The sequence below is a fragment of the Bacillus sp. JJ1521 genome, from assembly GCF_036965165.1.
In the GTDB taxonomy this organism is placed as follows: domain Bacteria; phylum Bacillota; class Bacilli; order Bacillales; family Bacillaceae_L; genus Ferdinandcohnia.
In genome coordinates, this window is record NZ_JBALOX010000053.1 from 1 (window position 1) to 11,282 (window position 11,282).

General features: G+C 39.2%; 10 protein-coding genes. All 10 read right to left on the minus strand.

The genetic code is table 11. From position 1 onward, the window contains the following. Positions 1-77: 77 nt before the first annotated feature. The 10 genes from spoIVB to nusB all read right to left on the minus strand — a co-directional run bounded on the left by spoIVB (position 78) and on the right by nusB (position 10,943). The gene (spoIVB, locus tag V7147_RS08825) at positions 78-1,367 is read right to left on the minus strand and encodes a SpoIVB peptidase (RefSeq protein WP_335367485.1); all 1,290 of its coding nucleotides are present in this window, start codon (positions 1,365-1,367) and stop codon (positions 78-80) included. Positions 1,368-1,601: 234 nt separating this feature from the next. Beyond that, positions 1,602-3,311: a DNA repair protein RecN gene (gene recN, locus V7147_RS08830; RefSeq protein ID WP_335367486.1), complete on the minus strand. Its 1,710-nt coding sequence runs from the start codon at positions 3,309-3,311 to the stop codon at positions 1,602-1,604. 31 nt (positions 3,312-3,342) lie between these two features. Then, positions 3,343-3,792, minus strand: a complete 450-nt coding sequence (gene ahrC / locus V7147_RS08835) for a transcriptional regulator AhrC/ArgR (RefSeq protein WP_335367487.1) — start codon at positions 3,790-3,792, stop codon at positions 3,343-3,345. A 348-nt stretch (positions 3,793-4,140) separates the two neighbouring features. Then, a complete protein-coding gene (locus V7147_RS08840; protein ID WP_335367488.1) occupies positions 4,141-4,968 on the minus strand; it encodes a TlyA family RNA methyltransferase in 828 nt (275 codons plus the stop codon). A gap of 2 nt (positions 4,969-4,970) precedes the next feature. Next, positions 4,971-6,860, minus strand: a complete 1,890-nt coding sequence (gene dxs, locus V7147_RS08845; protein ID WP_335367489.1) for a 1-deoxy-D-xylulose-5-phosphate synthase — start codon at positions 6,858-6,860, stop codon at positions 4,971-4,973. A 272-nt stretch (positions 6,861-7,132) separates the two neighbouring features. Further along, positions 7,133-8,026, minus strand: a complete 894-nt coding sequence (locus V7147_RS08850; protein ID WP_335367490.1) for a polyprenyl synthetase family protein — start codon at positions 8,024-8,026, stop codon at positions 7,133-7,135. Between the two features lie 3 nt (positions 8,027-8,029). After that, the gene (locus V7147_RS08855; RefSeq protein WP_335367491.1) at positions 8,030-8,263 is read right to left on the minus strand and encodes an exodeoxyribonuclease VII small subunit; all 234 of its coding nucleotides are present in this window, start codon (positions 8,261-8,263) and stop codon (positions 8,030-8,032) included. Then, the gene (gene xseA / locus V7147_RS08860) at positions 8,264-9,610 is read right to left on the minus strand and encodes an exodeoxyribonuclease VII large subunit (protein WP_335367492.1); all 1,347 of its coding nucleotides are present in this window, start codon (positions 9,608-9,610) and stop codon (positions 8,264-8,266) included. Between the two features lie 12 nt (positions 9,611-9,622). After that, positions 9,623-10,489: a bifunctional methylenetetrahydrofolate dehydrogenase/methenyltetrahydrofolate cyclohydrolase FolD gene (folD, locus tag V7147_RS08865; protein ID WP_335367493.1), complete on the minus strand. Its 867-nt coding sequence runs from the start codon at positions 10,487-10,489 to the stop codon at positions 9,623-9,625. Positions 10,490-10,550: 61 nt separating this feature from the next. Continuing rightward, positions 10,551-10,943: a transcription antitermination factor NusB gene (gene nusB, locus V7147_RS08870; protein WP_335367494.1), complete on the minus strand. Its 393-nt coding sequence runs from the start codon at positions 10,941-10,943 to the stop codon at positions 10,551-10,553. Positions 10,944-11,282: the final 339 nt, after the last annotated feature.

The window sequence follows — 11,282 nt, forward strand, 5'->3', positions numbered from 1 at the left end:
AATAATCTTTATTTGATTTTATTATATAATCTCGGTCACCTTTTGGCGACATAAAAAATAAGAAAAAGCGAGCATTTTTAGCTCGCTTTCTTTTGTTCCTTTTTATAAATATCAATACCCGCTTCACTTAACATCCATTCGATATGGACACCATATCCGCTTGTCGGGTCATTTACGAATACATGGGTAACTGCTCCAATTAATTTACCGTCTTGGATAATCGGACTACCGCTCATCCCTTGAACGATACCGCCAGTTTTATCTAAAAGGCGTTTATCCGTTATTTTAACGACCATTCCTTTTGTTGCAGGAATTTTTTGAGGAACAGCGCTCACAATTTCAATGTCAAATTCCTCAACCTTATCATCCTCAACTACGGTTAAAATTTTTGCAGGTCCTGGCTTTACTTGGTGTGAAAGTGCAATTGGGAGCGGCTGATCCATTATGCCGTTATTCACTTGTTTGTTTAGCTCACCAAAAATGCCAAATGGACTATTACGTTTTATGTTCCCGATAATTTCCTTATCCGCTGAAAAACGTGCAAGCTTTTCACCAGGGTCACCATTGCTTCCTTTTTCAATGGAGGTAACTGTTGATCTTACAATTTGCCCATCAGATACAACGATTGGCTCTTTCGTATCCATGTCAGAGATAACATGTCCTAGTGCTCCGTATTTCTTTGTTTCAGGATGGTAGAAGGTCATCGTCCCTATACCAGCAGCTGAATCACGGATATACAGTCCAATTCGATATGCCTCATCGTTCTTATCCTTTAATGGCATTAGCTTCGCCTTAATATCCTCGTTGTCTCGGACAATTACTAGGTTTAACGCTTCCCCTGTTTTACCGGATTCTTGTACAAATGGTCCAACATCACTCATTTTTTCAATCTTTTTACCGTTAATTTCTTTAATAATGTCGCCCACCTGAACTCCAGCAATTTCACCAGGGGACTGTTTTCCATCTTCCGTATCAATTTGGTGATGACCAACAACTAATACACCAAGCGTATTTAGTTTCACCCCAATTGATTGACCACCAGGTATCACTTTAAAGTCAGATAAAACATTAACATTCACCTTTTTAACTGGAACACCAGCTAATTCAACCATCATCTCACCTTCACCGCTTTGATTAGCAGCAACCTGGATCTGTTGATCACGTGTAGCCGATGAAAAGGCAAAAGTGGAATCCTGAACAGTTGTCGTGACTGGTAATGAGGATTGAACTGTGAAATCTTGTCCTTCAAATAAAGTAAGGTGTTTAGGAATTTCTATATATTCTTTTAGCGGCTTGAAAAACCCTAAAGCCATCAATGAAACAAGGAGAAATGTACCGATTATATATCTAATTTTATCTGTTTTCATTTACTTTTCACTCTCCTCGCTCCTATCCCACGCCATAGTTGAATCAAATCTGCCGTTGAGATTTGAAACCCCACTATCAAAAGTTATGGCTACATTCTTTAATTTGACCTTCCAGGGCAACATTTATAACCACTAAGAGATTAAAAAAGCTACCCAATTTGGATAGCATTACAAATAAAAATCGCTCTTAACTTTGTATAAAGCTAATCATCACATACGTCTTTCGTTTGAGCTTCAGTGATTTACCATTTGTCGTGCAAATTTGCTTTCTTTTGCTAGGCTTAATAATTCTTTTGCATGCTCTTTTGTCAAATCCGTGATTTCTACTCCGGAAATCATGCGGCTAATTTCCTTAATTTTTTCAGTTTCATCAAGTGGGGTAACCGATGTGGTCGTTCTTCCTTGAACCGTTTCCTTCGCAATAAACAAATGAGTATCGGCCATTGCCGCAACCTGCGGAAGGTGAGAAATACATAGAACCTGAGAGCCTACAGATACCCCATAAATTTTTTCTGCAATTGCTTGAGCAACACGGCCACTTACACCTGTATCTACTTCATCAAAAATAATGGAGGTAACACCTTGATGTTTTGAAAAAATACTCTTTATTGCTAACATAATCCTCGATAATTCTCCACCTGAGGCAATTTTTGCTAAAGGCTTAAGTGGCTCACCGGGATTCGTTGAAATATAAAATTCAATATCATCTTTCCCATTTGGAGTGAATTTAATAGGCGAATCCTCAAAAAAATTAATATCAAATTTCGCTTTTTCCATATAGAGGTCTTTTAATTCCTTGGTTATCTTATCAATGAGCTCTTTTGCAAGCCTTTTTCGAAGTTGTGAAACATTTTCTGACTCAAGCTTTACATCCTCTAGAATGGACTCAAGCTCTTCCTTAAGCTTACCTATATGCTGCTCCCGATTTTGGATTGTGTCGATTTCATCTTCAATTTTCGCTGCATATTCGAGAATTTCCTCAACGGATCGGCCATATTTCCGCTTTAATTGTGAAATTTCATTCAAACGACCTTCAATAAAATCGAGTCTTGCTGGATCAAACTCTAATACGTCAAGCTGATCGCGTATTTTATAAGAAATTTCCTCTAATAAATAAAAGCTATTTGAGATGGTCTCATGGATATTCTTTAATTCTTTATCAATTTCCATTACATCTTCGGCATGATTCATAGCTAGTCCAACCCAATCTAGACCTTTTTGGTCTCCATAAAGAGCGTTATAGCTATTTTGAAGGGCTTTGAAGATTTTTTCGTAATTAGAAATTTTGTTTCTTTCTTCTGTTAATTCTACATCCTCATTAGGCTGTAGTTCGGCTTTTCCAATTTCATTTAATTGAAATTGGACTAAATCAAGACGATGAGCCATCTCTTGTTCATTTTCATTAAAGCTTTTTAAACGTTGCTTCACATGTAAAAAGTTCTTATAAACCGCTTGATATTCCTGTAGGGCTTGGTTTATTAATTTTCCACCATATTGGTCAAGCATATAAATATGCTGCTCCTGATTCATCAAATCCTGATGCTCATGCTGACCATGAATATCGATTAATGTTCTCCCAAATTCACGAAGTATGGAGATGGTGACGAGTTTTCCGTTAATTCTACAAACACTTTTTCCCGATTTCGAAATATCCCTTCGTAAAACAACCATTCCTTCGCTAATTTCTATACCAAACTCTTCAGCTTTTGCGTAACATGGGTGATTGTCATCTTCGATTAAAAATAGACCCTCTATTTCTGCACGTTCTTCTCCATATCTGACAAATTCTACAGAACCTCTGCCACCCACCAATAAATGAACAGCATCAATAATGATGGATTTTCCCGCTCCCGTTTCACCAGTCAGGACAGTTAAACCTTTTTCCAATGAAATTGAAAGGGATTCAATAATGGCGAAATTCTTAATTGATAATTCTGCTAACAATTCCTACACCTCCTTATTCCACTCTCCAACGTTACAGCATTTCTAGGAAACGATTTGAGACTGTTCCTGTTTGCTCTGGAGTTTCGCAAATAATTAAAATGGTGTCATCGCCACTTATTGTTCCTAAAATTTCTTCCCAATCTAAATGATCGATTAAGGCTGCAATTGCATTTGCATTCCCCGGAAGAGTTTTCATCACAAGCATATGCCCTGCTGAATCAATTTTTACAAAAGCATCCATCAATGAGCGTTTAAGCTTTTGAAGCGGATTGAAACGTTGGTCTGCTGGTAGACTGTATTTATAACGCCCATCAATCATTGGCACCTTGACTAGATGAAGCTCTTTAATATCACGGGATACAGTCGCTTGGGTAATGTTGTACCCTTCACTTTTTAAAATATCAACAATTTCATCCTGTGTTTCTATATCATTGCTCGTAATGATTTCACGTATTTTAATATGTCTTTGGCCCTTATTCATCATAAATTCCTCGCTCTCACTTTATCAAATACGCCTTGGTGTATTTGCGCCCGATTTTTAGACCCACACGATGTGGATCATGAAGAAGTTGCCACAGGACGTGGCGTCCTTTGTCTTCGATCTTACTGCTTCGAAAACTACTTTTGAAAAATCGTGGCATCCGCCGGAGGCTATAACTTCAATCAGCGGTGACATCCGTGATTAAAGTTACTGTGTTATTACCTCCTATGTTAGCCGATTGTGACAAAATTGTACATTTTTTTTAGTGGTTTTAAGGTTAACAGTATGGATGAGGTATTAATTTTTCCCAAGAAGAAAGAGGACAGCATAGAAGCTATCCCCTTTTCATTATTCTTTCTTTAAGTTGACGTGGGCGCTTTCGACAACCTCATGTTCGGAAACAGGTAATTTGTTTTCACCAGTTTCAGCTTGTCCATTCCAGCGTAAATGAAGTAAAAATTCGATATTTCCTTCTCCTCCGGTGATGGGCGAGTATGATAAATTGATACAGTCATACCCTTCCTTTAAGGAAAATTCAATAATATGTGTCAGCACAGCCTCATGAGTTTTCGGGTCACGAACAATTCCCTTCTTACCAACCTGCTCTTTTCCAGCTTCAAATTGTGGTTTTACAAGCGCGACAACATCACTGTTTGAAACAAGAAGTGTTTTTAAAACGGGTAAAATCAAGCGCAATGAGATAAATGAGACATCAATTGTAGCAAACTCCGGTAATCCACTTTGGAGGTCAGCAGGAGTCACATACCTAAAATTAGTCCTTTCCATAACAACCACGCGTTCATCGTTTCGTAGCTTCCATGCAAGTTGATTATACCCTACATCAAGAGCATATGATTTCTTGACGCCGTTTTGGAGGGCACAATCCGTAAAGCCTCCAGTTGAGGAGCCAACATCAATCATAATTTTATCTTTTATATTTAGATCAAAGTCTTTTATCGCTTTCTCAAGCTTCAGGCCACCCCTACTAACATAGGGAATGACATTTCCCTTCACAGTAAGTGGGATATCAATTTCCACTTTCTCTCCTGGTTTATCAAGTCGCTCCTCATTTGTAAATACGAGACCAGCCATGATTGAACGCTTCGCTTTTTCTCTCGTTTCAATTAAGCCACGTTCAACTAATAAAACATCGAGTCTTTCTTTTTTTGTACCCATGACTACACTCTTTTCTTCTTAGGTACGAGCTTATGAATACGTTCAACCACGTTCTCTGTTGTCATTCCAATTTCATGAAGGAGTTCATTGACGCTTCCATGTTCAATAAATTGGTCAGGAATTCCCATCCGATCGATTTTGGCATTTTGATAATCATGATCATGTGCGAATTCAAGGACAGCACTTCCAAACCCTCCCATTAACACGGATTCCTCTATTGTTAATACAGGAAGATTTGAGCCTAGAACTTGATGCATCATATCATTATCGAGTGGTTTAATAAAGCGTGCATTTACAACTCTTACTGAAATATCTTCTTTTTCAAGTAGTTCAGCTGCTTCAAGTGCCATTGGAATCGTTGTGCCAAACGTTAAAATAACAGCATCTGTGCCGGGTTTCACAATCTCCCATGAACCAATTGGAATAAGCTTAAGCTCTTCATCCATTTCGACCCCAAAGCCATTCCCTCTTGCATATCTCAAGGCGATCGGTCCGTCATCGTAATGTATTGCCGTATTCACCATATGTTGACCTTCATTCTCATCCTTAGGCATCATGATGGTCATATTAGGGATATGTCTTAAAAAAGGAATATCGAACACCCCTTGATGTGTTTCTCCATCCGCTCCTACTAAGCCAGAACGATCGATTCCGATGAATACATTTAGATTTTGACGAGCCACATCGTGTACCACCTGGTCGTATGCTCGTTGTAAAAACGTCGAATAAATAGCAAGAAACGGCTTCAAACCTTGCGTTGCAAGCCCAGCAGCCATCGTAGTTGCATGTTGTTCCGCAATTCCCACATCATACATGCGCTCTGGGAACTCCTTCGCAAACTTTTCGAGCTTTGAACCTACAGGCATTGCAGGTGTTATCGCGACAATTCGCTTATCTTTTTTTGCTATTTTCCGTACGGTCTCACTAATGACAGCACTCCATGCTGGAGGTGCATTTTCCGGTTTAACGAAATCACCTGTTTCAATTTTATATGGACCTGTTCCATGCCATGTTCCGACTGTGTCTGTTTCAGCTGGCTTATAGCCTTTTCCTTTTTTCGTGATTACATGAACTAATACTGGTCCCTTCGTTTTCTTAGCATATTCAAGGGTTTCAAATAAATCCTCAAAATTATGCCCATCAATCGGGCCAAGGTACGTAAATCCTAGTTCCTCAAAGAATACTCCTGAAACAAGCAGATATTTAAGGCTATCTTTTACGCGCTCGGCAGTTGCTGCTAGCTTTCCACCTACAGCAGGTATCTTCTTAAGTAATAGCTCAAGCTCGTCTTTTACCCAATTATATTTACCCGCCGTACGTAATCTTGCAAGGACATGGTGAAGAGCACCTACATTTGGCGCGATTGACATTTCATTGTCATTTAAAATGACAATCATGTCTTTCTTTTCATGTCCAATATGATTTAACGCTTCCAATGCCATTCCACCTGTTAAGGCACCGTCACCAATAATGGGAATGACAAAGTTCTTTTCACCTTTAACATCACGCGCAACAGCCATTCCCATAGCAGCGGAAAGGCTCGTTGAGCTATGTCCAGTTTCCCAAACGTCATGCTCACTTTCAATACGCTTCGGAAACCCACATAGTCCTTTATATTGACGCAATGTATCAAATTCGCAGGCGCGTCCCGTCAAAATTTTATGCACATAGGACTGGTGACCAACATCCCAAATAAATTTATCCTTTGGACTGTCAAACTCCTTATGTAAGGCAATTGTTAATTCAACAACCCCAAGGTTAGGGCCAATATGGCCACCCGTCTTTGAGAGTTTCTCTATTAAAAATTGACGGATTTCCTCACTTAATTTATTCAATTCATCTATTGACATATTTTTAAGGAACTTAGGGTCTTTAATACTTAGAAGATCCAAAGGTTTCACTCACTTTCATTTACTATTCAGCTGTCATATACTTTAAAGTTAATATACGCGTTCAAAAGGAGGATAAAAAGGACCACGTCGACAAAACGCCACGTCCTGTGGCATTGTCGACACTAGCACATCCTGTGCGTCGAAAGTTCGAGGCGGCGTAGCTTTGAGTAGCGGAACGTATGTTGTTAATACGTGAGCAACGGAAAAGCAAGCCAACGAAGAAATTCGATGTGTCATTTTTACCGGACTTTTGAACATCCGATTAAGTATATTTAATGATCTCTAGATGCGATTAGATTGCACATATAGTCTAGTATATCATGTTTCATATCAACACTATATAAAAACCGCTTTGCTTCATCTATATGAAAGGTTAATTTTTCCTTTGCACCTTCAAGCGTTAGTAAAGCAGGATATGTATTTTTATGATTACCTGTATCGCTGCCGACCGGTTTCCCAAGAACAACTTCTGTTCCTTCAATATCTAAAATATCATCACGAATTTGAAAGGCTAAGCCTAAATGATGCGCAAATTGGGTGAGCCTATCAAGCTGTTCATTAGTAGCATCTGCAAGAATCGCCCCTGCAATTACACTATATGCTAATAATTTTCCAGTTTTATGGCGATGAATGTATTCCAGTTCTTCTAGATTTAAGACAGCTCCCTCGCCTTCCATATCGGCTACCTGTCCCCCAACCATTCCTTCAGGTCCTGAAGCTTTTGCTAATTCAGTAACGAGCAATAGCTTTTTTTCAGGAGAGATATGGTCTCTCATGGATTCAGTAATGACCTGAAAGCTATAAGTTAAAAGGGCATCTCCTGCTAAAATCGCGATTGCCTCTCCAAATACCTTATGATTGGTAGGCTTTCCCCTTCGAAGATCATCATCATCCATACTCGGAAGGTCATCATGAACAAGCGAATACGTATGTATCATTTCGATTGCACACGCAGTTGGTATGCCGATATTCACATCTTTACCAAAGGATTGAAGCGTACCTAATACCAATAACGGGCGAATCCGTTTCCCACCCGCTTCAAGGGAATAATGCATGGCGTCCTTGATGATTTTCGGAGCTGATAAGTGTGAAACATACTTTGGCAGCTGCTCTTCAATATTTTTCTTTTGTACGTCTAAAAATTGCTCTACCCCAGTTGGTCCCACTATTTATTCTTCCTCCTGAATCGTAAACGGCTCGAGTTCGCCATCTTCACGCAAGATTTGCTCCATTTGCTTTTCGACATGCTGAAGCTTGTCATGACAAAGCTTTGAAAGCAGCATTCCCTCTTGGAAATAAGTGATCGCTTTTTCTAAAGGGACATCTCCTTCTTCAAGACGCTCAACAATTTGTTCGAGCTGCTCCATGGCTTCCTCAAAGGATAATACCTTTTCTTCACTCATTTATTGTCTCTCCTCTACCTCAATTACTTCACAGTCAAGATGACCATCCGTAAGCTTTACTTTAATTCGATTCCCCGATTCAACTTGCTGTACACTTTTCACTAAATGTTCTTCCTGATCATATACGAGGCTATAGCCACGGTCCATAATTTTTAATGGACTAAGTGCTTCAACCTTCGCTACAGTTGATGAAAAAACATATTGCTTTTGTTTTAGAATTTGTGTGAATTCCTTTACAAGCATTTTCGTATGTAGGTCCTGCTTTTGCTTTGCCTGAATAAGCTTCTCACTTGGATGGTTATGCTGCAACCTTAGCTTTAGCTTTTGAAATCCCTCGTGCTTACGAGAGATTTGCAATGCCCCTTCTCTTTCTAAACGTTCTACCAAGCGGTCAAGCTGTTGCTCTTTTTGGTCATAAAGATTTTTCGGAAAACGAAAAGCATAGGATTTTTTCAACGCATCTAATCGATTCGTATCATTTATCAGCTTTTCCTTCATAGCACGTAATAAACGTGTATGTCTCACTAATAAACGTTCGGAAAGCTCGGCTATATGCGGAACAGCCAATTCAGCTGCCGCTGTTGGTGTTGGTGCACGGAGGTCTGCAACAAAATCGGCAATCGTAATATCGGTCTCATGTCCTACCGCCGAAATAATTGGTACCTTCGAATGAAAAATCGCTCGTGCTACGGTTTCCTCATTAAAAGCCCAAAGCTCTTCAATCGATCCACCACCACGTCCGACAATAAGAACATCAATTTTTTCAAATTCATTTGCTTTTTGAATGGCCTTTACGACAGAAGGTCCTGCATTTACGCCTTGGACTAATGCCGGAAAAACAATTACTTTCGCAATTGGATATCTACGTCTAATCGTTATGATTATATCACGGATTGCAGCGCCAGTAGGCGATGTCACAATCCCGATATAATGCGGGATTTTTGGGATTGGTTTTTTATGCGTTTGCGAAAAAAGCCCCTCTGCCTCAAGACGTTTCTTCATTTCCTCATAAGCTAAGTATAAATTCCCAATTCCGTCTGGCTGCATTTCCTTTACATAGAGCTGATAATTACCATTTGATTCAAATACTGTAACCTCACCGCGCAGTAATACCTTCATCCCGTTTTCTGGAGTAAATTTCAACTCACGGTTGTTACCGGCAAACATAACAGCTTGAATTCGTGCTTGTCCGTCCTTAATCGTAAAATACATATGTCCGCGACTATGCGCTTTAAAATTTGAGATTTCGCCCTTCACCCAAACATCCTGAAGATGCGGGTCAGCATCAAATTTACGCTTAATATATTTCGTTAGAGCCGTAACGGTTAAATAGCGATTCTGATACATTCTAACCCATCCCTACTTCCTTGAAAGAAGGGCAGAGTTCTTTGCTGATTGAACTGTATTATGCAGAAGCATTGTAATTGTCATTGGTCCTACTCCACCGGGTACGGGTGTAATATAGCTTGCCTTTTCCTTTGCATCATCAAAGACAACGTCGCCAACAAGCTTTCCAGTAGATTCAAGACGGTTTACACCAACATCGATTACCACTGCACCTTCTTTAATATAGTCCCCTGGAATAAAGTTCGCCCTACCAACTGCAGCAACCAAAATATCCGCTTGAAGGGTCATTTCTTTTAAGTTTTTCGTTCTAGAATGGCAATATGTAACAGTAGCATTTTCTTTAAGGAAGAGTTGACCAACCGGCTTTCCGACAATATTGCTTCTTCCAACAACAACTACATGCTTACCATCAATTGAAATCTGTTTTGATTTCACCATTTCAATAATTCCAAATGGAGTACATGGAAGGAAGGCATCTTGTCCAATCATCATTCTTCCAATATTTATCGGATGGAAGCCATCCACATCTTTTTCAGGTGAGATTCTTTCGATAACAGCTGTTTCATTAATTGTTTTTGGCAATGGTAATTGAACCAGAATTCCATGGATGGAAGGATCTTGATTTAGACGATCAATTTCTCCCAGTAAAAATTCTTCTGTGAGGGTTTCCGGATATTCTAGCATTAAGGAATGGATGCCGGTTTCCTTACACGCTTTATCCTTTCCCTTAACATATGATCTTGAAGCTGGGTCATTTCCAACCAATAGCACAGCTAAACCAGGAACGATTCCTTCCTGTGATAATTTCTGTACTTCGACTGCAAGTTCATTGCGTTTTGTTTGCGCTAATTCTTTCCCACTTATTATCTCTGCTGTCATTTCTCAACTCTCCCTTTTATCTATTGAAAAATTTTTTCTTCTATTTTTAAAAAAGGTGGTCTTATTTCACTAAAGTCTCTTTTATTTTCGATAGAATTGCATTGATGAAACGACTAGAGCTATCATCTCCAAATTCTTTTGCAAGTTCAATTGCCTCATCAATACTTACCTTTACAGGGATTTCTTCCACGTATTTCATTTCATAAACTGCGATTCGTAAAATCGAGCGGTCTACATTTGCAAGTCTTTCTAGATTCCATTTTTCTAGGTGTTCTCGTAGTAAGGCGTCAATTTCTTCTTGATATTGGACAACTCCATGAACGAGTTGCTCCAAGAAAGGATCTGAAGACTTTTCTTCAAGTACACTTTCAATCGCTTCTTTTGGGTCACTTTCGCTTACATCAACTTGAAATAACGATTGCAAAGCTTTTTGTCGTGCTGTACGTCTTTTCATACTATTTCTCCTTTATGTATAATCCCACTAACAATAACATTGTAATAACATGATAATATCATAAAATAATATCAAAATAAAAACCAACCCGAATATGGAGGTCGAAAAATAAAGAAGTCTGGTAGCACTTGCCACCAGACAATTTTATCAAATACGCCTCGGCGTATTTGCGCCCAGATATTTTAGGCCCACACGATGTGGGTCACAAAGACGAAGACATCAGGCCGTGGCGTTTTTAGTCTTTGATCTTAAGCTCGAAAAACTACCTTTTAAAATCTGTGGCATCCGCCGGAGGCTGAAATTAATTCAGTCGGAGTATAGACTCCGACTGAATTAATT